Raw genomic sequence first — 23,471 nt, 5'->3', positions numbered from 1 at the left:
CAGGCCGTGGTGGAGGGGGCGCTTCCCCAAACGCAGCCCCCGCCGTCCTCCCCCTCCGTCACCGCATGCGCGGTGCCACCTCCCCCTGACGGGGGAGAAATCATCAATCGTCGCTCGCCGGTGCGAACACGCGCGCCGCCGCACTGAGCTTGTCGATGCACTCGGCGATATGCGCATCCTCAATCACCAGCGGCGGCAGCATGCGCACGACATTCTCGCCCGCCGCGACCAGCAGCAGATTGTGATTGTCGCGCGCATGCGCGACGAACTCGCGCGGCTCGAGCCCAGCCTTCAGCTTCAGGCCCAGCATCAGCCCCTTGCCGCGCACGCCTTCGAAGACGTGGTCGTGGTTGGGTATCATCTGCTCCAGCGCACCGCGCAGCCGCTCGCCCATCGTCGTGACGTTCTCGAGGAAGCCCTCCTCCAGCATCACGTCGAGCACCGCCTGCCCCGCCGCCACGGCGAGCGGGTTGCCGCCATAGGTCGATCCATGCGTGCCGATCACCATGCCCTTCGCCGCCTCTTCGGTGGCGAGGCACGCGCCGAGCGGGAAGCCGCCGCCGATACCCTTGGCGACCGACATGATGTCCGGCTCGATGCCGTAATGCTCATAGGCCCACATCTTGCCGGTACGACCATAGCCGCATTGCACCTCGTCCAGGATCAGCAGCAGTCCGTGTTCGTCGCACGCCTTGCGCAGGCCTTGAATGAACTCAGGCGTGCTCACCGACACGCCGCCCTCACCCTGGATCGTTTCGACCATGAAGCCGGCGGTGTTCTCGTCGACCAGCGCGAGCGCCGCCTCCAGGTCGTTGAATGGCGCATAGGCGAAACCGGGCAGCAGCGGCTCGAACCCGTCGCGCATCTTGGGCTGATTGGTCGCCGAAATCGCCCCCATCGTCCGCCCGTGGAAGGCGTTGTTGAAGGTGATGATCGTGTGCCGCTGCGGATTGCCGTTGGCGAAGTGATAGCGCCGCGCGGTCTTGATTGCGCACTCGACGGCTTCGGTGCCCGAATTGGTGAAGAACACCGTATCGGCAAAACTGTGCGCGACGATCCGCTCCGCCAGCGCCTCGCCCTGGGGGCTGCCGTAAAGGTTGCTGACATGCATCAGCGTCGCCGCCTGCTCGGCGATCGCCTTCACCAGATGCGGGTGGCCATGCCCCAGCGCATTGACCGCGATCCCCGCCGCCATATCCAGATAGCGATCCCCATTTTCGGAGATCAGATAGCACCCCTCCCCTCGGACCGGACGCACCCCGCACCGTGGGTAAACGGGCATGAGCGGCGTAATGGTCACGGAAGGTCTCCTCTTCTCTTCAACGAGAAAGGGCGGCCTGTGCTGGCCGCCCTTAGCCCTACTACCGGACGGGGGAGGGCGGGGTCAACTCGCCGCAACGGGTCGTTTGGCTAACTCGCAGGCGGGTGACGATACGCTGCGGTGATATCCGTTGTCTCCAACTGCCCCCTGCCGGATCGGATCGGTATGCGAGCACCTGTCGCTGTGCCGAGCGGATACACCATCGAATAACGCTCAACTTTGTACACACCCCGACTGTCCGTCGTGCCCTTGAGCGGTGCATATCGCCGGCCGGCCACCGCTTTCAACTTCCGCGCAAGCCAGGACCCCGGCGGGCTCTTCGACCGCCCCACGACATCGACGTCCGCGACGGACCCATCTGCCCGCACCCAGAATGCGACATCCGCCCATTCGGGATCGGTATTGCCGCCATCCTTGCCATTCAATCCGTTCTCGGATGCCGTAAACCGTGCTTCGGGTTCACTGAGCAACACTACTTCGTCCCCGGTGACGGGCTTGGCGTTGGCGACTATGCGTTCCCGATCACGAGGCTTGGCGTTCAATGCCGCGATCTGCGTATCTAATAATCCTAGGGCTTCGCGATACTCTGCAAACTCGGACTCGGTCCGCTTGGCAATCCGATTGCGCCATAGCTTAGCCGTACCCTGATAATCCGGGTTGGCGTTGGCCAAGGCGGCGTACAGCGCCGCGCCGCGGAACAGCGCCTGTGCCTCGACACCGTAATAGCCCTTCTTATGTGCCTTCGATGCGACATCATCGAGGATCTGGCGGGCCGCGATAATCCGCCCCTCCTTCGCAAACTGCCCGGCAGTATCGAGACGCTGAAGCAAAATTAGGGGATCGTCCGGCGACAATCCCGCCTTCAGCGCATCTGTCGCATCCAATGCTGAAAGCCTAGCCGAATCAGGTCGACCACCCAGATTAGCGAGGCTGTTCAGCGCTCGATGCAGGTCGGAGACCTCCATCGGATATTTCGCGTCGAATTTCGCCGTACGATGACGGGTCTCTAGTAATGTCTGCCGGGATGAAGCATAGTCCCCCGCCAAGAACTGCCGTGTCGCATAGACCAGCGCGGCCTTAATCTCTTCATTGGGAGGACATTGCCGCGCGATGCAGGCGTCCAGTGCTCGCTTCGCCCCCGCAACGTTACGCGCCACGACGATAATGTCACTTTCGGGCGGTGGAGCGGGCGCCGTGGCAGCCGCCGCCTGTAATAGAAACGCCCATCCGATCATGATTTCAACTCCGAACGCCGCACCCCCCGTAACATGAGCGAGGATTAGGCGCTCGTCCAGCGCTTACGCGTCGATCGCCTCTTCGTCCATCCGCGCCGCGTTTTCCTGAATGAACGCAAAGCGGTGCGCCGGATTGTTGCCCATCAACCGGTCGACCAAGTCCTTCACCCCTGCGCGTTCTTCATATTCCTGCGGCAGCGTCACGCGGATCAGGCTGCGCGTGTTGGGGTCCATCGTCGTTTCGCGCAGCTGGCCGGGGTTCATTTCGCCAAGCCCCTTGAAGCGCGCGACATCGACCTTCTTGCCCTTGAACGCGGTGCGTTCCAGCTCGGCGCGATGGGCGTCGTCACGGGCGTACAGGGACTTGGCGCCGACGGTCAGGCGATAGAGCGGCGGCTGCGCGAGATACAAATGCCCACGTCGCACAAGATCCGGCATTTCTTGGAAGAAGAACGTCATCAGCAGCGTCGCGATATGCGCGCCGTCGACGTCCGCGTCGGTCATGATGACGATGCGTTCGTAGCGCAGCTGGCTGGCGTCGCAGTCCTTGCGCGTGCCGCAGCCAAGCGCCTGGATCAGATCGGCGATTTCCTGGTTCGCGACGATCTTCGCACTCGTCGCGCTGGCAACGTTCAGGATCTTGCCGCGGATCGGCAGGATCGCCTGCGTCTTGCGATCACGCGCCTGCTTGGCCGAGCCGCCGGCCGAGTCGCCTTCGACGATGAACAGCTCGGTGCCTTCCGGCGAGTCGGCGGCGCAGTCGGTCAGTTTGCCGGGCAGGCGCAATTTGCGTGCGCTGGTCGCGGTCTTGCGCTTGACCTCGCGCTCCGCCTTGCGGCGCAGGCGCTCGTCCATCCGGTCCAGGACATAGCCCAGCAGCGCCTTGCCCCGCTCCATATTGTGGCCCAGCCAATGATCGAAATGATCGCGCACCGCCTTTTCGACGAGGCCGGCCGCCTCCGGCGACGTAAGGCGATCCTTGGTCTGGCTCTGGAATTGCGGATCGCGGATGAAGACGCTGAGCATCAGCTCGCTGCCGACCATCACGTCGTCGGCGGTGATGTCCTTGGCCTTCTTCTGGTTCACCAGCTCGCCGAACGCGCGCAAGCCCCGGACCAGCGCCTGGCGCAGGCCCTGTTCATGCGTGCCGCCGTCGGGCGTCGGGATCGTGTTGCAATACCAGCTATAGCTGCCGTCGCTCCACAGCGGCCAGGCGACCGCCCATTCGACACGCCCAGCTTCGCCCGGAAAATCCTGCCGCCCCGCAAAGAAATCGGCCGTCGCGCATTCGCGACCGCCGATCTGTTCGCGCAGATGATCGGCGAGACCGCCCGGGAATTGGAACACCGCCTCGGCCGGCGTATCGCTGCCCTCGACCAGTTCGGGCGCGCAATGCCAGCGGATTTCGACGCCCGCGAACAGATACGCCTTGGAGCGGACGAGCTGGTGCAGCCGCTTGGGCTTGAAGCCGAGCTCGGGCCCGAAAATCTCGACATCCGGCGTGAACGCGACCGAGGTGCCGCGGCGATTGGGCGCTGCACCGACATGTTCCAGCGGCCCCAGCGTCTGCCCGCGGCTGAAGCGCTGGCGGTACAGCTGGCGGTCACGCGCCACCTCGACCACCGTGTCGCTCGACAGCGCGTTGACCACCGAGACGCCGACACCGTGCAGGCCGCCGCTGGTCGCATAGGCCTTGCCGGCGAACTTGCCGCCCGAATGCAGCGTCGACAGGATCACCTCCAGCGCGCTCTTGTCGGGAAACTTGGGATGCGGGTCGACGGGAATGCCGCGACCATTGTCGACGATCGTCAGCCGATTGCCGGGCTCCAGCGTCACCTCGATCCGCGTCGCATGGCCCGCGACCGCCTCGTCCATCGCATTGTCGAGCACTTCGGCGGCGAGGTGGTGCAACGCACGTTCGTCCGTACCGCCGACATACATGCCGGGGCGGCGGCGAACCGGCTCCAGCCCCTCGAGCACCTCGATCGACGAAGCGTCATAGCTGTTGGCGGGGGTAGCGGACGAAGCGAACAAATCCTGGGCCATCAGGCGGAACCATAAGGGAACATCGCAGGCGATGCCAGTATTGCGCGAGCGACGCATGTTGCTCGAATATTTCTAAGCTGATGCACAAAAGCCACACTACCGCGATTTGGTTGATCTGACGCATATTTTCCGTCGGAGCGGACGTTCCTTGCCCGACTGTCACGTCTGTCGGGAGAAACATATGCGTTCTATTCTGGTCGCCGGCGCGCTTGCCGCGGCATCCTTCACCACCGCCGCGCAGGCGCAGGAGATGACCGACGATACGCCATTCAGCGGCATCTATATCGGTGCTGCCGGCGGCTATGACGTCCAGCCGAACGACGTCGGCTCGCGCATCCTGTTCGATCGCGGGTCGAACGGCAGCTTCGGCGATACGGTGTCGACCGCGGCGGGCGCCAACGCCTTCTCGCCCGGCTTCTGCAACGGCCGTGCGCGCGGCGCGACGCCGACGCCCGGCGGCTGCGCCAACGATCGCGACGGCTGGTCGTACTATGGGCGGATCGGCATGGACTCGCAGCGCGGCAACATCGTGATCGGTGCGGTCGGCGAATTCGGCAAGAGCGAGATCACCGACAGCGTCAGCGCCTTTTCGACGACGCCCGCCAATTACGTCATGACCCGCAAGCTGGATTGGGAAGCGAGCATTCGCGGCCGCGTCGGCTACGCACCGGGCACAACGCTGTTCTACGGTACGTTCGGACCGGGCTATGCGCGGATCGATCGCGAATTCACGACCACCAACACCGCCAATGCCTTCAGCCAGTTCGGCAAGCGCAACCAGTGGGGCATCGTCGGCGGCGGCGGTATCGAACAGAAGCTCGGCAAGAACTTCTCGATCGGCATGGAATACACCTACCACCAGTATCGCGACGACGATGCGCGCGTGCGGGTGACGCAGGGCGCCGCGCCGACGACGAATCCGTTCGTGCTGGGCGGAACGACCACGGACTTCCGCCGCTCGGACACGCAGTTCCGCTGGCATTCGCTGCGCGCAACAGCCGCGTTCCGCTTCTAAGGCGCAGGGCGGCCTGAGCCATGCCCGGCATGGCTCAGGACTCGCCCAAGCCCGGCCAGCGTGCCGCACCAGCGGACACGACTGACGACGCGGCTTCGCCGCGGCGGACCTACCCACCTCCGTTCGTGCTGAGCTTGTCGAAGCACAGCTTTCAGATGCGAGGCCATCACTCGGGGCGCCCCGCCCTTCGACAGGCTCAGGGCGAACGGGCGTGGAGTAGACGGAAGAGCACTAAACCAGGCCCGTCATGGGCAAAGCCCATGACGTCGGACGCGGCTTTTGGCCGCGCCGGCCGGGCGGCCTTTTGGCCGCGTCGCTGAGGCTTGGCCTCAGCGGACGCGCGGGCCGCCGAACGGCATCGGCGGGGGCGGACGGCGGTCGCGGCGCGGCAGCTGCGCCTGATAGGCATGGCCGCAATGTTCGACGCAATAAGGGAAGCCCGGGTTCACCTTCTCGCCGCAGAAGTGGAAATCCGGTTCGCCCGGATGGCCCAGCGGCCACTTGCAGATGCGGTCGTTGAGGTCGAGCAGCGTCGTCTTGCCCGCGATCTCGGGCGAAGGCTTGGCCGGCACCAGCCGGCGCGGCGGCGCGGGCGTGGCGGGCGGTTGCTGCTCGCCGGGCGACTGGCGCACGAAACCACCGGGGCCGACCGAGCGCAGGATCGGCTGCGGCTCGCGACGCGGCGCGGCGACGACCGCATCCGTATCGTCGTCATCCTCGTCTTCGTCGTCGCGCACATCCGCGGCGGCGACCACCGGCTCGGGCGCCGGCGTCGGCTTCGGCGCGGGGGGCGGCGGAGCGGGCGGCGCCGCGACGACGGGTTCGGGCTCGGGCGCGGCCGGCACCGGTGCGGGGGCCGCGGCGGGCTCGTTCGGCTTCACCGGCGACGGGCGCGACTGCAACCCCAGGCGATGCGCCTTGCCGATCACGGCGTTGCGGCTGACGCCACCCAGCGCCTCGGCGATCTGGCTGGCGGTCTGGCCCGCTTCCCACATCGTCTTGAGCGTGTCGATCCGCTCGTCGGTCCAGGACATTCGTACTTCCCTATATTCTCACAGCCGGGTTGCGGGCGGCTGCGCAGGCGATTACCCGCTTCGCTCATGAGCAGCCAGCCCCCAATCGGCGAAATCCAATCGGCGATCCGGTCCGCACCCGGTGTGCCGGTGATCCGGAACGTGAATTGGGGCGGCCTGAAGACCCTCTATGTGAAGGAGGTGCGCCGGTTCTTCAAGGTGCAGCTCCAGACGGTATGGGCACCAGCGATCACGACCCTGCTGTTCCTGATCGTCTTTACCATCGCGACCGGCGCGAAAAGCCCGGTCCAGGTCGGCGGCACCATCGTCCCCTTCGCCGATTTCATCGCGCCCGGCCTCATCATCAGCCAGGGGATGATGGGCCCCGCCTTCGCCAATGCCAGCTTTTCGCTGCTGGTCGGCAAGATTCAGGGGACGATCGTCGATTATTTGCAACCGCCGCTGTCGACCGCGGAGCTGCTCGCGGCGCTCGTCGGCGGCGCGATGACACGCGCGTTCCTCGTCGGCTTCATCTGCTGGTGCGCAATGGCGCTGTATCCGGGTGTCCATGTGACGCCGGCGCACCCGCTCGCGATCCTGTGGTTCGGCTTCCTCGGCGCGGCCTTCCTGTCGTTCCTCGGCGTGCTGACGTCGATCTGGGCGGAGAAGTTCGACCATGCCGCCGCGGTCACCAATTTCGTGATCGCGCCGCTGTCGCTGCTGTCGGGCACCTTCTACTCGGTCGATCGCCTGGCCCCCGCGTTCCGCGCGTTCAGCCACGCCAACCCCTTCTTCTATATCATTTCGGGCTTCCGATACGGCTTCCTTGGCACCGCCGATTCGCCCATCATGGTCGGCAGCATCGCGATATTGGCGGTGGACGTCGTGCTGGGGGTGACATGCTACGTGCTCTTGCGAAAAGGCTGGAAGCTCAAGAACTGATCGTCGCGCTGGCGCTGGGCTGCCTCGCGCCCGTCGCGGCGAGCGCCCAGACGCCGCCGCCCGCCGCGGCTCCCGTCGCGGCTGATGCCGATCCGGCAGTGCGCGCGCAGGCGGAGGCGCTGCTGCCCGTGCTGAACGGCGGTCCGGGATATGACACGCTGTTCGCCCCCGCCTTTCGTCAGGCCGTGCCGCTGGGCCAGTGGCAGGCGCTCACCGCGCAGTTGCGCGACTCGCTGGGGGCTCCGCAGCGGATCGCGACGCTGACCCCGAAAGGCCGCTACGCCGCGCAAATGCTGGTCGGCTACGAACGCGGCACCGCGACGATGCTGATCGCGATCGATCCCGCCGCGCCCCATGCGATCACCGGGTTGCGCATTACGGGCACCACCCGCAGCGACGACAGCACGGCGACGATCGAAAAGGACCTGTCGGCGCTGCCCGGCACGACACGGCTCGGCATCTACGCACTGGACGGCGCGACGCCGACGCCCGTGCTGGCGGTCCGCGACACCCAGCCCGCCCCGCTCGGCTCCGCGTTCAAATTGTGGGTGCTCGCCGAAACCGCGCGGCAGGTCGCCACGGGCAAGCATCGCTGGGACGAGGTGGTGCCAATTGCCGCACCGTCCCTCCCCTCCGGCATCCTGCAAGCCTGGCCCGCGGCGACGCCGGTGACGCTCCAAACGCTGGCGACGCTGATGATCTCGATCAGCGACAATACCGCCGCCGACACGTTGATCGGCGTGCTGGGCCGCAAGGAGGTCGACGCCATGGCCGCGCGTTTCGGCGGCAGCGTGCCGGTGCTGACCACGCGCGAGGCGTTCGCGATCAAGGCTGACCCTACGCGGATCGCCGCATGGAAGGGCGCTGACGCCGCCGGCCGCCGCACCCTCCTCGCCGCGCAGGCCTCCGCAATCGCGACCCAGCGCATCGACCCGCTGATGTTCTCTTCGGGTCCGATCGCCAACGCCAGCGTCGAATGGTTCGCATCGCCCCGCGACATGGCGCGCCTGCTCGCCCACCTGCGCGATGCGGGACCGGTGGTGCGCGGCATCATGGGCATCAATCCGGGCATCGACCCCGCCACCGCGGCACGCTTCCGCTATGTCGGGTTCAAGGGCGGGTCGGAGCCGGGGGTGATCACGCTCAACCTGCTGGCGCAGGCACGGGACGGACGCTGGTATGCAGTGGTCGGCGACTGGCACCGCCCGGACGCAGGCGTCGACGATGCCGCCTTCGTCGCCTTGGTATCGCGTGCGCTGGCGCTGGTTGCTACGCCCGCCACTCGTCCCTGAGCAGGCCGTAGATCAGCGTATCGCGCACGCCGATGTGAGTCTCCCACTCGGCGCGCAGGCGGCCCTCCAGCACGAAGCCCAGCCGCTCGACCAGCCCGATCGACGGCGCATTGTCGGGGTCGATGTCGGCAAACACCCGCCGCTGCCCCTCGGCGAACAGCTGGTCGAGCATCGCGCCCAACGCCTCGCGCGCGACACCCTGTCCCCACGTGGCGCGGTCGAACAGATAGCCGATCTCCGACACGCCAGTCCGGCGCTGCCCTGCCGCGACGAAGCCGATCGCCCGATCCTCGCCGCGCCACGTCACCGCCCAGGCTCGCCAGTCGGGATGTGCCTCGGCGAAATGGGCGCGCAAATCCTCGACCTGCGTGAATGGCGGATAGGACCACCAGCGCATCGCCTCGGCATCCGCCATGGTCGGAAATAGCGCCTCGGCATCGTTCGCCACGCGCGGACTGAGCGTCAGCCGCGCGCTATGCAGCGTCGGCGTCACGCGGTCAGCGCGTCGACCAGCGCCTTCACCTTCGCCTGCCGCCATTGCGGCAGCGGTGCGACCACCCAATAGCCCATACGCGACGGTTGCGCCTCGCCGATCGTCACCAATTGCCCCGCCGCGATCGCCCGCGCCGCGAGCAGTTCGGGCACCGTCGCGCGCCCCAGTCCCGCCACCGCCGCATCGATCGCGAGCCCCGCATCGGCGACCTTCACCAATGCCGCACCGTCACCACCCGGCGCACCCGGCCAGCCGATGGCCGCGTCCCCGCCGCCCGGCGCCGCCACCGTCACCATACCCTCCGACTCGAGTGCCTCGCCCTCATGCTCGCCCGGCCCTTCGCCCCAGCGGATCGCCAGGTCGAGGTTCGCCTCGGTGAAATCGCCGGTGTCATCGGCAGCGAGCAGCACGAAGCGCAGCTCCGTATCCGCCTGCGCCACTTCGGCAAGGCGCGGCATCAGCCATTTCTCGGTCAGGTCGCGCGGCGCGGCGATGGTCAGCGACTTGGACGATTGCCCCGCCTGCATCGCACGCACCGCTTCCTCGAATTGCAGGAAGCCGTCACGCAGCGCCGGCAGCCCCGCCTCCGCCTCCGGCGTCAGCTCCAGTCCGCGCGTCGTGCGGCGGAACAGCACGACGCCCAGCGTATCCTCCAGCGCGCGGATCTGCTGGCCGACAGCGGCCGGCGTCACCGCCAGCTCGTCCGCCGCGCGCGTGAAGCTCAGGTGCCGCGCCGCCGCATCCAGCACGCGCAGGCCGTTGAGGGGAAGGTGTGTGCGCTTCACGTCTCGACCGCCGGCGCCAGCAGCGCAAACCTGGGGATCGACGCGTCGAACGCCTGCCCAGCCTCGTCGATCAGCCTGTAACTCCCCTGCATCGCGCCGCTCGGCGTTTGCAGCGGGCAACCCGACACGTAATCGAAGCTCCCGCCCGGCGCGATCACCGGCTGTTCGCCGACGACGCCCTCGCCCTCCACCGAATGGCGCGCGCCGCGGCCGTCGGTGATGATCCAGTGGCGCGTCAGCAGCTGGATCGTGCGGTCCGACTCATTCTCGATCCGGATGTGATAGGCCCAGAACCAACGCCCGCGCTGCGGCTCCGACTGTTCGGGCAGATAGCTGACCGCGACGCGCACGGTCACGCCATCGGTGGTCGCGGCATGGGGGAACAACTGCTTCATGCGCGCCCTACAGCCCGACCGCGCGCAACGCCTGGTCGAGGTCGTCGATCAGGTCCTGCGGGTCTTCGAGGCCGACGTTCAGCCGCAGCATGCCCTCCGTCACGCCCATCTCGGCACGCGTCTCCGCCGACACGCCGGCATGCGTGGTGGAGGCCGGGTGCGTCATCAGCGAGCGCGAATCGCCGATGTTGTTCGAGATATCGATCAGCGCCAGCGCGTCGAGCAGCCCGTGCGCCTGGGTGCGGTCGGCGACCTCGAACGCGAAGATCGGGCCGGTCGCGCGCATCTGGCTCATCGCGAGCGCGTGCTGCGGATGGCTCGGCAGGCCCGGGTGTAGGATCTTCGGCACGCGGGCTTCCAGGAAGCGGCCGACCGTCAGCGCGCTCTCTGCCTGCCGCGTGATGCGCAGGTCCAGCGTCTCCAGCCCCTTCAGCACTACCCAGGCGTTGAACGCCGACAGCGTCGGGCCGGTGTTGCGCGTGAAGGGCAGCAGCGTGTTGGTGATGAAATCCTCGGTCCCGCACACCGCGCCGGCGAGCACGCGGCCCTGCCCATCCATCATCTTGGTCGCGGAATAGGCGGTGACGTCCGCGCCCATGTCCATCGGGCGCTGCAACGCGGGCGTGGCGAAGGCATTGTCGACCACGGTCGTGATGCCGCGTTCCCGCGCAATGGCGCAGACGGCGCGGATGTCGACCACGTCCATCGTCGGATTCGCCGGCGTTTCGAAGAAGAACACCTTCGTCTCGGGCCGCACCGCGTCGAGGAATTGCTGCGGATCGCGTGCATCGACGATCGTGGTCTGGATGCCGAACTTGGGTAGCAACGTATCGGTCAGCCAGCGGCACGATCCGAACGCCGCGCGCCCGCCGACCAGATGATCGCCCGCCTGCAACTGGCACAGCAGCACCGCGGTCATCGCCGCCATGCCCGAAGCCATCGTCCGGCACGCCTCGGCACCTTCCAGCAGCGCGATCCGCTGTTCCAGCATCTCGACCGTCGGGTTCTGCAGGCGGGAATAGGTCATCCCCTCCTGCTCGCCGGCAAAGCGCGCCGCGGCGTCGCCCGCCTTGTCGTAGGTATAGCCCGAGGTGAGGAACAGCGCCTCGCTCGTCTCGCCATATTCGCTGCGGGCCGTGCCGCCACGGACGGCCAGCGTCGCGGGGCGCCAATTGGCGGTGATCGAACGGTCCTGACCTGCCTTGCGCTTCATGCCGCCCGCTTTGCCGGACACGGACGGGGGGTGCAAGGGCAGGGTACGGTTGCGCGAGACGGCCGCCCCGCCCACCCCGTCACGCCGGAACGAGTCCGGGGGTGACGGGTGGACACGGACAGCACCCGCTTGCCAACCCGCCCGCTTGCCCCGACAAGCCCCTGGTGCGCCTGTTCCACCGCCCCCTGCCCGCCGCGCTCGGCCTCGGCCTGATCGCGCAACTGCTGTTCAGCTGGCGGCTCACGACGCCGCACACGTTGGTGTTCGACGAGGTGCATTACGTCCCCGCCGCGCGCATGCTGCGTGACCTTGGCGGGCCGGTGAACATCGAACACCCGCTGCTCGGCAAGACGCTGATCGCCGCCGGCATGGCGCTGTTCGGCGACGATCCGCTCGGTTGGCGGATCGGTTCGACGCTAGCGGCAACCGCCGTGGTCGTCGGCGTCTTCGCGATCCTGTATCTGCTGTTCGGCCGCGTCCGCACCGCCGGCATCGGCGCGACGCTGGCCATCCTCAACTTCACCGTCTTCGTGCAGGCGCGCACCGCGATGCTCGATGGCTATATGGCGGCCTTCGTCGTCACTGGCGTCGCGACCCTGCTCTGGGCGATGCAGGCACAGACGCGCGGGCAGGCCTGGCGGCGCTGGATCGCCGGCGCGGTGCTGCTCGGCCTCGCAGTCGGCACGAAATGGACCGCGCTGCCCTATATCGGCTTTGCAGGCCTCGCCTTCCTGCTAGCGCACCGCACGCAACCGCGCCTCCACCCGCTCGCAGCCCTCGCCGCGCTCGGCGTGGTCGCCGCGCTCACCTACGCGCTCACCTTCTGGCCGGCGTTCCTCTACCGGACGCAACCGCTCACGCTGTCGACGCTGCTTCCCTTCCAGCTCGACATGTACGCGCGTCAGACGCAGGTTTTACCGCCCCACCCCTATCAGTCCGCCTGGTGGACCTGGGCGTTCGACTGGCGGCCGGTCTGGTATCTGTACGAACCCGTCGACGGCGCGCAGCGCGGCATTTTGCTGCTCGGCAATCCGGTGGCGATGTGGGGCGGGCTGATCGCCGTCCTTGCCTGCCTGTACGCCTGGGTGCGCGGCAACGTCCGCGCCGGCGGCGTCGCGCTGCTGTGGATCGCCAGCGTCGCGATGTGGGCGCTGATCCCCAAGTCGCTGGGCTTCTTCTATTATTACTATCTGTCCAGCATCTGGCTGTGCGTTGTCATCGCCGCCGCCTTCGACCATTGGCGCGCGCGCCTGCGCTATTGGGACGAGGCCATCCTCGCAGCCGCCGCGGTGCTGTTCGTCCACTTCTACCCCATCCTCGCCGCGACGCCGCTCAAGGGGGCGGACTCGTTCCACGGGTGGATGTGGCTGAAGAGCTGGATCTAATAGCGGCCCCAGACGAACTTCGACGACAGGGCATAATTCCACACCGCGCCCACCAAGATGCCGATCAGCGCCGACGCCGCCGCCCCGCCGTTGCGGAAATCATGGACGAAGGCGGCGATGCCGACATTCGCCACCAGCCCCACCGAACAGACGACGCAGAACGACACCCAGCCGTCGAGCAGTTGGCGGAATCCCTTCAAGCGCCGATCGCGATAGGTCAGCGCATTGTTGAGCGCGAAGTTGAACGTCATTGCCGCCACCGCGCCCAGGATCTGCGCGAACAGGAAGTCGGCACCGGCCAGCATGGCGACGCCCAGCACACTCATATGCACGCCCACGCCCAGCACGCCGATGCCGGAAAACATCGCGAAGCGCACCGGCACGAACCGGCCGAACATCCGGTCGTACAGCGCGATCAGATATTCCATGGCGACGACGTGATCGAGCTTCGATTCGCCCTCCGTCCGCACCCGGAACGTATAGGGCAGCTCGGCGAAGTTCAGCGGCCGCGTGCTCGTCGTCATCAAATCGAGCAGGATCTTGAAGCCGATCGCCGACAGGTCGGGCACCAGTTCGCGCACCACCGCGGTGCGGATCGCGAAAAACCCGCTCATCGGATCGCTGAGGTCGCCCTTCAGCACCCGGCGCGACAGCTTGGTCGCGAACGCCGACTTGGCGACGCGATCGCGGTCCCAGTCGCCCGTGCCGCCGCCATCGACGAAACGCGATCCGACCACCACGTCGAGCGCCTCGTCCGCCTGCAACAGGTCGAGCATCTTGGGCAGCAGCGTTTCGTCATGCTGCAAATCGCCGTCGATCACCGCGACCACCGGCGCCGCCGTCGCGCACATCCCCTCGATACACGCCGACGACAGGCCGCGCCGGCCGATACGGTGGATCACCCGCACGCGCGAATCGATCCGCGCCAGCTCGCGCGCCACGTCGGCGGTGCCGTCCGGGCTGTCGTCGTCGACGAAGATCGCCTCCCAGCGCCGCCCGGCCAGCGCCTGGTCGAGCCGCGCGATCAGCGTCGGCACGTTGGCGCGCTCGTTGAAGGTCGGGATGACGACCGCGATCTCGAGGAGCGTGCTCATGCGCGTCGCTTACAGCGCGGCGAGGACCGCGTCGCCCATCGCGGCGGTGCTCATCGTGCCGCCCAAATCCGCGGTACGCGCGCCATCGCGGATCGCGCGCGCCACCGCCGCCTCGATCCGGTCCGCCGCCGCGGGTTCGCTGAGCGAATGGCGCAGCATCATCGCCGCCGACAGGATCGCCGCGCACGGATTGGCCTTGCCCTGCCCCGCAATATCGGGCGCCGACCCGTGGATCGGCTCGTACAGCCCCTTGCCCGCGTCATCCAGGCTGGCCGAGGGCAGCATGCCGATCGACCCTGCGCACATCGACGCCTGATCCGACAGGATGTCGCCGAACAGATTGCCGGTGACGATCACGTCGAACTGCCCCGGATTGCGCACCAGCTGCATCGCGGCATTGTCGACGTACATATGGGTGAGCTGCACGTCGGGGTATTCGGCCGATACCTCGATCACCACGTCGCGCCACAATTGCGATGTTTCGAGCACGTTCGCTTTGTCGACTGAACACAATTGCCCACGCCGCTTCGCCGCCGCCTGGAAGCCGACATGCGCGATGCGGCGCACTTCGGTCTCGTCGTACGACATGATGTCATAGCCTTCGCGCGCGCCATCCTTGCCCGCGCGCCGGCCCTTCTCGCCGAAATAGACATCGCCGTTCAGCTCGCGCACGATCAGCAGATCGATCGCCTTCGCGACCTCCGGCTTCAGCGCGCTCGCATCCTCCAGCCCCTCGAACAGGGTCGCAGGCCGCAGGTTGGAAAACAGGCCGAGGTGCTTGCGCAGGCCCAAGATCGCCTGTTCGGGCCGCAGGCCGCGCTCCAGACTGTCGCACGTCGGATCGCCGACCGCACCGAACAGCAACGCGTCTGCACGCCGCGCCACGTCCAGCGTCGCCTCCGGCAGCGGATGGCCCGCCTGATGATAGGCGACCCCGCCGACCAGCGCCTCTTCATAGGTGAGATCGAGGTCGAGCGCGTCGAGCACGCGGCGCGCCTGTGCGACGACTTCGGGACCGATGCCGTCACCGGCGAGGAGAGCGATCATTGCCATGGCCGCTGCCTAGCCGCGCGGGCCTTGCTCACGCAACGGCCCTTTTCAGCATGGCGACCAGCCGTGCGCGTGCCGCGAGCGGATCGGCGTGCCGGTCGGTCAGCACGTCGCGGCTGAGGAAATGGCCGGTGATCGCCAGCCCGGCAAAGATATCCGGCCACTCCGCCGCCCCGCCGGCATGCAGAAATGCGGGCAATGTGAACAGCTTCTCCTCATAGCCATAGGCCGCGCCGCGCGACACCGCCCCCCCGCTACGCGGCGAGACATAGGCCAGATCCGCATCGCCGCCCGTCACCACGCACCGGCCGAGATCCAGCCCGAACCCCAGCTCGGCGAGCAGCAGCAGCTCGTAGCGCACCAGCACGCTCGCCCAGCCACGCGCGGACGGCGCCGCCTCCACCGCATCGAGCACCGCGCCCAAACCATCGTACAGGTGCGGATAGGGCTGCGCCTCCGGCAAGGCCGCCGCGGTCAGCGCCGTCACCCAGGCGAGCGCCGCCGCCGCGAGCGGCTCGCCGTGCAAAGCGGCGCGGCTGTGCAGCGGTTCGATGGTCAGCGCCGGTAATTGCTCCCCCGTCCGCGCCCGCCATTCCCCCTGGATCGCATTGGCGGGCTGCAGGATCGGCCGCATCTGCCGTGACCGACCGCCCCGGACATAGCCCGGCTGCACGCCATCATCGCGCGTCAGCGCCCGCACCACCGCCCCATGCTCGCCATGCGCGCGAACGGCGAGAACGATGGCAGGCGCGCGCAGATGCATGGCCGGGATATAGGCGCGCGAAGAGGAGAAGTCGCGGGCCGCTTCGAACGCGTCTTTCCCCCAATCCACCCGTCATCCCGGACTCGTTCCGGGGTCCACTCCGCGGCAAGGGGGACGGTCAAAGGTTCAGGCCAGCCCCCCGCGGCCCGGTGGACCCCGGACCAAGTCCGGGGTGACGCGGTGGATGGGGCGACCGGAGCCCTCCCTCACCGCCGCATCAAATTCCCCAGCACGCTGCGCAGCACCGTCCCCACCAGACCGCCGGACGACGACGACCGTCGCGATCCCGTGCCGAACACCTGCTTGCCGATCTCGTTGGCCACCTGCCGCCCGATCGACGAACTCGCCGCCCGCGTCGCAGAGGTCATCGCCTTCGCCCAAGGGCTATTCGCCGCCTCACGCTCCGCCGCCCGTTGCGCCTGCGCCTCGGCCTTCGCCTGCGCCGCCGCGGCACGCGCCGCTTCCTTCGCAGCCTGCGCGTCCTGCTTGGCCTGCACCGCCGCCGCCTTTTCCGCATCGTCGGCCGCCCGTGCCGCCGCCGCGGACGCCGCCGCCTCCTGCGTCTTGGCGGCGAGGATTTCCTCGGCCGATTCGCGATCCACCGCCGTGTCGTATTTGTCGCCGATCGCATCCGTCTGGATCATCACGCCGCGCTCCTGCGGCGTCACCGGGCCGACGCGGCTCGCGGGCGGCTTGATCAGCGTGCGCTCGACCGGCGACGGCGACCCATCGGGCTGGAGCAGCGACACCAAAGCCTCGCCGACCTTCAATTCGGTGATCGCGGTCGCCACATCGACGCCGGGATTGGCGCGGAACGTCTCGGCGGCACTGCGCACCGCCGCCTGATCGCGCGGGGTGAAGGCGCGCAACGCATGCTGCACGCGATTGCCCAGCTGCCCCGCCACCGTATCGGGGATGTCGATCGGGTTCTGCGTGATGAAATAGATGCCGACGCCCTTCGAGCGGATCAACCGCACGGCCTGCTCGATCTTGTCGAGCAGCGCCTTGGGCGCATCGTCGAACAGCAGATGCGCCTCGTCGAAGAAGAAGACGAGCTTGGGCTTATCGGGGTCGCCCACCTCGGGCAGATGCTCGAACAGCTCGCTCATCAGCCACAGCAGGAACGTGCTGTAGAGCTTCGGCGCCGCCATCAATTTGTCGGCAGCGAGTATGTTGACGATGCCCCGCCCCTTGTCGTCGGTGCGGAGGAAGTCGTCCATCTCCAGCGCCGGCTCGCCGAAGAAATGCTCGCCCCCCTGCGTGCGCAGCTGGAGCAGCGACCGCTGGATCGCGCCGATCGACTGCTTCGAGACGTTGCCGTAGGTCGTCGTCAGCTCGTCCGCCCGCTCCGCGCAATGCGCCAGCATCGCCTGCAAATCGTCGAGGTCGAGCAGCAGCAGCCCTTCCTTGTCCGCGACGTGGAAGGCGATCGTCATCACGCCCTCCTGCACCTCGTTGAGATCGAGCAGCCGGCTGAGCAACAGCGGCCCCATCTCGCTGACGGTGGTGCGGATCGGATGCCCCTGTTCGCCATACAGGTCCCAGAATTGCACGGGCGTGTCGGCATAGGCCCAGTCGCTCTCGCCGATCTCCGCGGCACGCGCGGCGAAGGCGGCGTGCGTCTTGGCCGTCGGCGATCCGGCCATGGCGAGGCCGGACAGGTCGCCCTTCACGTCGGCGACGAAGCTCGGCACGCCGATCTTGCTGAAGCCTTCGATGATCCCCTGCACCGTCACCGTCTTGCCGGTGCCGGTCGCCCCGGCGATCAGCCCGTGGCGGTTGGCACGCTTGAGGTCGAGCATCTGCGGCTTGCCGCCCTCGCCTTCGCCGGCCCCGATGAAGATCCCGTCCGCCATGCCTCGCGCTCCTGCTTGTTCCCGGCGGCAGACGTAGCGCGGCGGGCGGCCAAAGGAAAAGGGCCGCAGCCCTGAAAGAGCAGCGACCCCTTTCCCGTCACCCCAGGCTCGACCTTGGGTGACGGCGTAATGTCGTACCGGTCGCGATCACTTCACCTTGAGCGGGATGAAGCCCGGCGCGCCGCGGCCACGCTGCACCAGCAGCAGCACCTGCGGACGACCCGCCGCCTTCGCCTGCGCGACGATCCGCGCGACATCCGCCGCGGTGCGCACCGGGTTGCCATTGATGCCCTGGATGACGTCGCCGCGCTTCAGCTTGCCGGCGGCGTCGCTGCTCGCGTCGACCGTCGCGATGACGACGCCCTGCACGGTCGGATCGACGCCGATCGCGCGAGCGATACCCGGCGTGAGCGGCTGGACGTTCAGACCGAGCGGGGCCGTCGTCCCTTGCGTCGTGCCCTCATCCGACCCGTCGTCGTCGCCCTGACCACCGTTCGGCCCGAACCCACCCGAATCCTCGCCGCCGTTGGCGCGCGCCTGCAACTGCTCGTTCGACGGACGCGTCGCGACGGCGATGTTGATCGTCATCGGCTTGCCGCCGCGCAGGATATCGAAGCGCGCGGTCGTGCCCGGCTGCAGGTTCGACACGAGATAGGTCAGCGTCTGGTTCGGATTGACGTCCTGGCCGTTGATCCGCGTCACCACGTCGCCCGACCGCAGGCCCGCCTTCGCCGACGGCCCCGTCGGTTCGACCCCGGCGATCAGCTCGCCCTGGTTCTTGGGGATGCCGAGTGCCGCCGCCGCATCGTCGTCCACCGCGCCGCCGATCGTCACGCCGATATAGCCGCGTGTGATCTTGCCGCCCTTCATGAACGTTTCAATGATCGGCTTGGCGGTCGCCGCGGGGATCGCGAAGCCGATGCCGATATTGCCGCCCGACTGGCTGAAGATCTGCGAATTGACGCCGATCACATTGCCGTTGAGGTCGAACATCGGGCCGCCCGAATTGCCCTGGTTGATCGAGGCGTCGGTCTGGATGAAGCGGTCATATGCGCCGCCCTGCCCGGTGACGCGGTTGATCGCCGAGATGATACCCGCGGTCACCGTGCCGCCCAGGCCGAAGGGCTCGCCGATCGCCAGCACCCAGTCGCCGACGCGCGCCTTGCTGCTGTCGCCCCACTTCACATAGGGCAGGTTGGTCGCGTCGATCTTGAGCAGCGCCAGGTCCGAATCCTGGTCCTTGCCGATAACGCGGGCGGTATATTCCTTGTTGTTATTCAGCGTGACGGTGATCGAATTGACCGTCGCGCCCTGCGCACCCGGCGCAATGACGTGGTTGTTGGTCACGACATAGCCGTCCGGCGAGATCAGGAAGCCTGAACCCAGCGACGCGCCCTCACGCTTCACCGGCGCGCCTTGGCCGCCCATGCCCATGCCGCCGAACAGGTCGCCGAACGGGGTCCCTGAGAACGGGTTCGCCTGCTGACGCTGCACGATCGTCTGCTTGGTCGAGATGTTGACGACCGCCGGCTGAAGCTTGGCGACCATGTCGGCAAAGCTCATCGGCGCGCCCGAGCGCGGCACGCTCGCCTGGATGGCACCCGGTTCGTTCTGGGCCTGCTGGGCAACGCTCGGCTGCAGCGCGAGCGTGGCGGTCGCACCGCCGAGGAGAAGCGCACTGGTGATGGCGTAGGCGTAGCGCACTAGGGGGAAATCCTCTTCTTGAATGGCGTCCCGGAGCGGGGCCGTACTGGCCCCGAACGCCTGAACGCCGCTTGAATGTTCACGGCCCCGAAAGCTGGGACTGTTCAGCTGGGGAGCGGGGCGCCGACAATCAACGCCCCGCTGGCCTCCCCGTTACCGACCACGCCCTTCGAACTCGCGCAAGTAACTGTTGTTCGGTGACAGGATGATGTTCGTCGACCCGCTGGGGGCCGGGCCGCCGTCTGCCCCGAACGTGTGACGATACGACTGCATCGCGCGATAGAAGTCGTAGAAGTCGGCGTCCTTGGTGAAGCTTTCGGCATAGATGCGCGCGGCCTGCGCATCGGCTTCGCCGCGGATGATCTGCGCGTCCTTCTGCCCCTGTGCGCGGATCGTGATCGCCTGCTGCTGGCGCGCCGTCGCCATCCGCGCGAGCGCACGGTCGAGCGGGCTGCCGTCGGGCAGGTCGGCATGCTTGATCCGCACGTCGACGATCTGCACGCCATATTGGCTGGCGAGCCGTTGCAGGCGCGCCTGGATATTGTCCATCACTTGGTCACGCTCGGGGCTGAGCAATGTCGCGAACGGCTGATTGCCCAACTCGTTGCGGATCGAGCTGCCGAGTAGCGGCCGCAGCGCATCGGTGATCGCGCTTTCGGTCTGCGACGTGCTGCCGGTCGCGTTCACCGCCTTCAGCGGGTTGATGATGCGGAAGCGCGCATAGGCATCCACCTCGAGCCGCAGCTGGTCGGACGAGAGCACCTGCTGGTTGTCGTAATCGACGTCCAGCACGCGCTTGTTCAGCCATACCAGCCGATCGACGAACGGAATGCGCAGGATCGGCCCCGCACCGGTCCGCCCGAACTGTTCGTTCGGCTTCCACGCGTTCACCGTGCGCACCGGCTGTTCGAAGCGCAGAATCACCACCTGCTGCGTCTCGGGCACGATCACGATCGTCGCGGCAAGCAGGATGACGAGGATCAGCGCCGCCATGCCGAGCGCGATCGGGTGCCGCCAGAGCCCCTTCACTGGCCGCCTCCCGTCGTGGTGACGGGCTGGGTCGGCGTCACCGCCGCCGGTGCCGCAGGCACGCTGTCGGGCAGGCGGCGCGCGCCCTGCGACTGAAGATAGGGCACGACGTTCGACGGCTCGACGATCGTCTTGTCGGACTTGGCCAGCACGGCCTCCATGGTCTCGTAATACATGCGGCGACGGGTGACGGCGGGGGCGAGCTTATATTGCTCGTACACCTTGTCGAACTGTGACGCCTCGCCCTCGGCCCGCGCGATCACCTGCTTGGCATAGGATTGCGCCTGGTTGCGCACGCCCTGCGCGTCCTGCTGCGCGGCGGTCACGTCCTTGAACGCATCGTTGACGCGCGCAGGCGGATCGGCCTGCTTGATGCCGACGCCGACCACAACGATGCCCGACTTGTAATCATCCAGCACCTTCTGCATCCGCTCCTGCGCCTGATTCTCCATCTGCGCGCGGCCCGGCCCGAGCGCCGCGTCGAGCGTCTGGTTGGCGACCACTTCGCGCATCACGCTTTCCGCCGTCGCGCGCACCGTCTCGCGCGGCTTGTCGATCTGGAACACGTAATCCTGCGGGTTCGCGATCTTCCACCGCACCGCATAGGCGAGGTCGATGATGTTCTGATCGCGCGTCAGCATCAGATTTTCCGAGCCGGTCTCGGGAAAATTCTCGATGCGGATATTCTGCACGTCCACCTTCACCACGCGCGCGATCGGCGCGGGCATCGTCATCGCGATGCCGGGATCGAGCGTCCCCGAATAGCGGCCGAGGTAGGTCACCACGCCGCGTTCCTGCGGCGCGATCGGGTGGATCGAGGTGTAGAGGATCCAGACGAGCAGGATGATCCCCGCCCCGATCAGCCACAGCGCGCGCGGATTGGGCGACACGGGCAGGCCGCCGAAGCCCCCGCCGCCGCCATTGCCGCCGCCACCGCCGCCGCGCGCCTTCTTCAGGAATTCGTCGAGCGCCGTCGGCTTGTTGGCGGGCTTGCGACCGCCCGGCGGCAGCGCCCAGGGGTTGCGCGGGCCACCGCCCTGATCGTCATCGCCCGATCCCCACGGGCTCTTCGGCGGTTCGGCGGCGAGAATGGGAGGGCGATTGGTGTTGCCCGGCAGGATCGTCATGCCCTCTGTTATAGGAGGGTGTTTGCGGAAAAACAGTGCCAAGCCGCAGCCGGGCCCCTATCTGCGCGCCCATGACACAAGACGTTACGATCGCCGCCGTCCGCGCCGCCGCCGGCAGCCGCGCCACCTTGCGCTTCGAAGGCGACCGCGCCGGCATCGTCCTCGACGCGACCGGCCTGTCGGCGCGCGCGCGCGCGGCGCTGGAGGCGGAGGTCCGCGCCGCCGCCGAACGCAGCTGGGCTGGCGAGGTCCGCATCGTCGTCACCGCCGAGCGGGTGGCGCGCCGGCTGATCGCGGTGGCGAGCGGCAAGGGCGGCGTCGGCAAGTCGACGCTCGCAGCCAATCTCGCCATCGCCCTGAAGCAGAGCGGCCGCCGCGTCGGGCTGGTCGACGCCGACATCTATGGCCCCTCGCAGCCGCGGCTGATGGCCGCCGAGGGCCAGCGCCCGACCGCGAAGGACAAGGTGCTCGATCCCGTCCCCACCCCCTATGGTGTGCCGATGCTGTCGATGGGGCAGTTGGTCGAGGACGGCCGTGCGCTCGCCTGGCGCGGGCCGATGGTCGCGGGCGCGCTGACGCAGCTGGTGGAGGCCGACTGGGGCGCGACCGATACGCTCGTGCTCGACCTGCCGCCCGGCACCGGCGACGTGCAATTGACGATGGTGCAGAAGCATAAGCCCGCCGGGGCCGTGATCGTCTCGACGCCGCAGGACCTCGCGCTCATCGATGCGACGCGCGCGATCGACCTGTTCGACAAGGCCGGCGTCCCGGTGATCGGCCTCATCGAGAATATGGCGGGCTATGCCTGCCCGCATTGCGGCGAAATCTCCGATCCCTTCGGCCAGGGCGGCGCCGAAGCCACCGCCGAGCGGCTCGGTCTGCCCTTCCTCGGCCGCGTGCCGCTGGCAATCGACATCCGCACCGCCTCCGACGCCGGCCGCCCGCCCGCCGCGGACCCGAACGACACGATCTTCGCCCCCATCGCCGCCCGCGTCGCGGAGTGGCTCGCCACCCACTAACACCCCCCGCCCGCGCGCCCACCACACTCCCGTCACCCCGGCCCTGAGCCGGGGTCCCGCTTCTTCTTCTTCAAACGTCGCCAATCAGCGGGACCCCGGATCAAGTCCGGGGTGACGAAGCAAAAGGTGCGCGTCGCCCCGCCAAAGGCCAACACCTCACACGCGCCCAAGGAACCACCGCCCCCGGCAACGGTATAGCTCCCACCCAGCCGGAGACGCACCGATGCCCCTCACCGACGATGCCGCGATCAAGACGCTGCTTGAAACCGCCCGCACCATCGCGCTGGTCGGTGCGTCCGATCGGCCCGATCGCCCTTCCTACCGCGTCATGGCGACGCTCCAGACCCACGGCTATCGCGTGATCCCGGTCAATCCGCAAATCACCGGCGAGCACCTGCACGGCGAATTCGTCTTCCGCGATCTCGACCAATTGGGCGATCCGATCGACATCGTCGATATCTTCCGCCGCTCCGACGCGGTCGGTCCGATCGTCGATCAGGCGATCGCGATCGGCGCCAAGGCGGTGTGGATGCAACTGGGCGTGATCGACGAGGCCGCCGCCGCCCGTGCCGAGGCCGCCGGATTGCAGGTCGTGATGGACCGCTGCCCCGCGATCGAAATCCCCCGCCTGCAGGTCGCCCCGGTTAGCGCTTGATCGTCGCGACGTTTCGGCCAACATTCGTTCCCACCAAAG

General features: G+C 67.8%; 21 protein-coding genes. 6 read left to right on the top strand and 15 right to left on the bottom strand.

The genetic code is table 11. The features are described from left to right. Window positions 1–103: 103 nt before the first annotated feature. From GGR47_RS01790 to parE, 3 genes are all read right to left on the bottom strand, one after another. Window positions 104–1,300, bottom strand: a complete 1,197-nt coding sequence (locus GGR47_RS01790) for an aspartate aminotransferase family protein (RefSeq protein ID WP_147037288.1) — start codon at window positions 1,298–1,300, stop codon at window positions 104–106. A gap of 110 nt (window positions 1,301–1,410) precedes the next feature. After that, window positions 1,411–2,556 carry a hypothetical protein gene (locus tag GGR47_RS01785; RefSeq protein ID WP_244305286.1) on the bottom strand — a complete coding sequence of 382 codons (1,146 nt, stop codon included), beginning with the start codon at window positions 2,554–2,556 and terminating at the stop codon, window positions 1,411–1,413. Window positions 2,557–2,619: 63 nt separating this feature from the next. Further along, window positions 2,620–4,602 carry a DNA topoisomerase IV subunit B gene (parE, locus tag GGR47_RS01780; protein ID WP_043059846.1) on the bottom strand — a complete coding sequence of 661 codons (1,983 nt, stop codon included), beginning with the start codon at window positions 4,600–4,602 and terminating at the stop codon, window positions 2,620–2,622. Between the two features lie 181 nt (window positions 4,603–4,783). Here parE and GGR47_RS01775 point away from each other — a divergent pair, with 181 nt between their 5' ends. After that, the gene (locus GGR47_RS01775; RefSeq protein ID WP_063687629.1) at window positions 4,784–5,617 is read left to right on the top strand and encodes an outer membrane protein; all 834 of its coding nucleotides are present in this window, start codon (window positions 4,784–4,786) and stop codon (window positions 5,615–5,617) included. 329 nt (window positions 5,618–5,946) lie between these two features. Here GGR47_RS01775 and GGR47_RS01770 read toward each other — a convergent pair whose 3' ends face one another. Further along, a complete protein-coding gene (locus tag GGR47_RS01770; RefSeq protein ID WP_063687627.1) occupies window positions 5,947–6,651 on the bottom strand; it encodes a GcrA family cell cycle regulator in 705 nt (234 codons plus the stop codon). A 66-nt stretch (window positions 6,652–6,717) separates the two neighbouring features. Between GGR47_RS01770 and GGR47_RS01765 the strand changes: the two genes are divergently transcribed. Both GGR47_RS01765 and GGR47_RS01760 read left to right on the top strand, forming a co-directional pair. Further along, the gene (locus GGR47_RS01765) at window positions 6,718–7,572 is read left to right on the top strand and encodes an ABC transporter permease (RefSeq protein ID WP_017977603.1); all 855 of its coding nucleotides are present in this window, start codon (window positions 6,718–6,720) and stop codon (window positions 7,570–7,572) included. Beyond that, window positions 7,530–8,864 carry a serine hydrolase gene (locus GGR47_RS01760; RefSeq protein ID WP_147036598.1) on the top strand — a complete coding sequence of 445 codons (1,335 nt, stop codon included), beginning with the start codon at window positions 7,530–7,532 and terminating at the stop codon, window positions 8,862–8,864. Before GGR47_RS01765 ends, GGR47_RS01760 begins: the two co-directional genes overlap by 43 nt. Here GGR47_RS01760 and GGR47_RS01755 read toward each other — a convergent pair. Genes GGR47_RS01755 through GGR47_RS01740 form a run of 4 tightly spaced genes read right to left on the bottom strand, consistent with a single transcriptional unit; the run spans window position 8,842 to window position 11,750 of the window. Then, window positions 8,842–9,357, bottom strand: a complete 516-nt coding sequence (locus tag GGR47_RS01755) for a GNAT family N-acetyltransferase (RefSeq protein ID WP_147036599.1) — start codon at window positions 9,355–9,357, stop codon at window positions 8,842–8,844. The two genes, GGR47_RS01760 and GGR47_RS01755, sit on opposite strands and share 23 nt — an antisense overlap. Further along, a complete protein-coding gene (locus GGR47_RS01750; protein WP_147036600.1) occupies window positions 9,354–10,142 on the bottom strand; it encodes a LysR family transcriptional regulator in 789 nt (262 codons plus the stop codon). The genes GGR47_RS01755 and GGR47_RS01750 overlap by 4 nt, the downstream gene beginning before the upstream one ends. After that, on the bottom strand, window positions 10,139–10,537 hold the full coding sequence (gene apaG / locus GGR47_RS01745; protein ID WP_043059851.1) for a Co2+/Mg2+ efflux protein ApaG: 399 nt from the start codon (window positions 10,535–10,537) through the stop codon (window positions 10,139–10,141). The genes GGR47_RS01750 and apaG overlap by 4 nt, the downstream gene beginning before the upstream one ends. Window positions 10,538–10,544: 7 nt before the next feature. After that, window positions 10,545–11,750: a trans-sulfuration enzyme family protein gene (locus GGR47_RS01740; protein ID WP_043059852.1), complete on the bottom strand. Its 1,206-nt coding sequence runs from the start codon at window positions 11,748–11,750 to the stop codon at window positions 10,545–10,547. 164 nt (window positions 11,751–11,914) lie between these two features. Here GGR47_RS01740 and GGR47_RS01735 point away from each other — a divergent pair, with 164 nt between their 5' ends. Next, complete coding sequence (locus GGR47_RS01735) at window positions 11,915–13,135, top strand: phospholipid carrier-dependent glycosyltransferase (protein WP_147036601.1); 1,221 nt, start codon at window positions 11,915–11,917, stop codon at window positions 13,133–13,135. Here the strand turns inward: GGR47_RS01735 and GGR47_RS01730 are convergent. From GGR47_RS01730 to hflK, 7 genes are all read right to left on the bottom strand, one after another. After that, window positions 13,132–14,229, bottom strand: a complete 1,098-nt coding sequence (locus GGR47_RS01730) for a glycosyltransferase family 2 protein (RefSeq protein ID WP_017977596.1) — start codon at window positions 14,227–14,229, stop codon at window positions 13,132–13,134. The two genes, GGR47_RS01735 and GGR47_RS01730, sit on opposite strands and share 4 nt — an antisense overlap. Window positions 14,230–14,238: 9 nt before the next feature. Then, a complete protein-coding gene (leuB, locus tag GGR47_RS01725) occupies window positions 14,239–15,276 on the bottom strand; it encodes a 3-isopropylmalate dehydrogenase (protein WP_147036608.1) in 1,038 nt (345 codons plus the stop codon). A gap of 34 nt (window positions 15,277–15,310) precedes the next feature. Beyond that, window positions 15,311–16,042 carry a DNA repair protein RecO gene (gene recO / locus GGR47_RS01720; protein ID WP_147036609.1) on the bottom strand — a complete coding sequence of 244 codons (732 nt, stop codon included), beginning with the start codon at window positions 16,040–16,042 and terminating at the stop codon, window positions 15,311–15,313. Between the two features lie 206 nt (window positions 16,043–16,248). After that, entirely contained in the window at window positions 16,249–17,898 is a 1,650-nt protein-coding gene (locus tag GGR47_RS01715) for a helicase HerA-like domain-containing protein (protein WP_147036602.1), read from the bottom strand. 147 nt (window positions 17,899–18,045) lie between these two features. Beyond that, complete coding sequence (locus GGR47_RS01710) at window positions 18,046–19,602, bottom strand: Do family serine endopeptidase (protein ID WP_147036603.1); 1,557 nt, start codon at window positions 19,600–19,602, stop codon at window positions 18,046–18,048. A 153-nt stretch (window positions 19,603–19,755) separates the two neighbouring features. Next, complete coding sequence (gene hflC / locus GGR47_RS01705) at window positions 19,756–20,595, bottom strand: protease modulator HflC (RefSeq protein ID WP_017977591.1); 840 nt, start codon at window positions 20,593–20,595, stop codon at window positions 19,756–19,758. Between the two features lie 32 nt (window positions 20,596–20,627). Beyond that, complete coding sequence (hflK, locus tag GGR47_RS01700) at window positions 20,628–21,758, bottom strand: FtsH protease activity modulator HflK (RefSeq protein WP_017977590.1); 1,131 nt, start codon at window positions 21,756–21,758, stop codon at window positions 20,628–20,630. Window positions 21,759–21,829: 71 nt separating this feature from the next. Here hflK and GGR47_RS01695 point away from each other — a divergent pair, with 71 nt between their 5' ends. Then, window positions 21,830–22,777 (top strand): Mrp/NBP35 family ATP-binding protein, encoded by a 948-nt coding sequence (locus GGR47_RS01695; protein WP_147036604.1) that lies wholly within the window; start codon window positions 21,830–21,832, stop codon window positions 22,775–22,777. A 223-nt stretch (window positions 22,778–23,000) separates the two neighbouring features. After that, window positions 23,001–23,432, top strand: coding sequence for a CoA-binding protein (locus GGR47_RS01690; protein WP_063687603.1), 432 nt, complete (start codon window positions 23,001–23,003; stop codon window positions 23,430–23,432). Window positions 23,433–23,471: the final 39 nt, after the last annotated feature.

The organism is Sphingomonas aquatilis (genome assembly GCF_014196115.1).
Classification (GTDB): Bacteria; Pseudomonadota; Alphaproteobacteria; order Sphingomonadales; family Sphingomonadaceae; genus Sphingomonas; species Sphingomonas aquatilis.
This window is presented reverse-complemented; position numbering and strand designations above follow the sequence as displayed.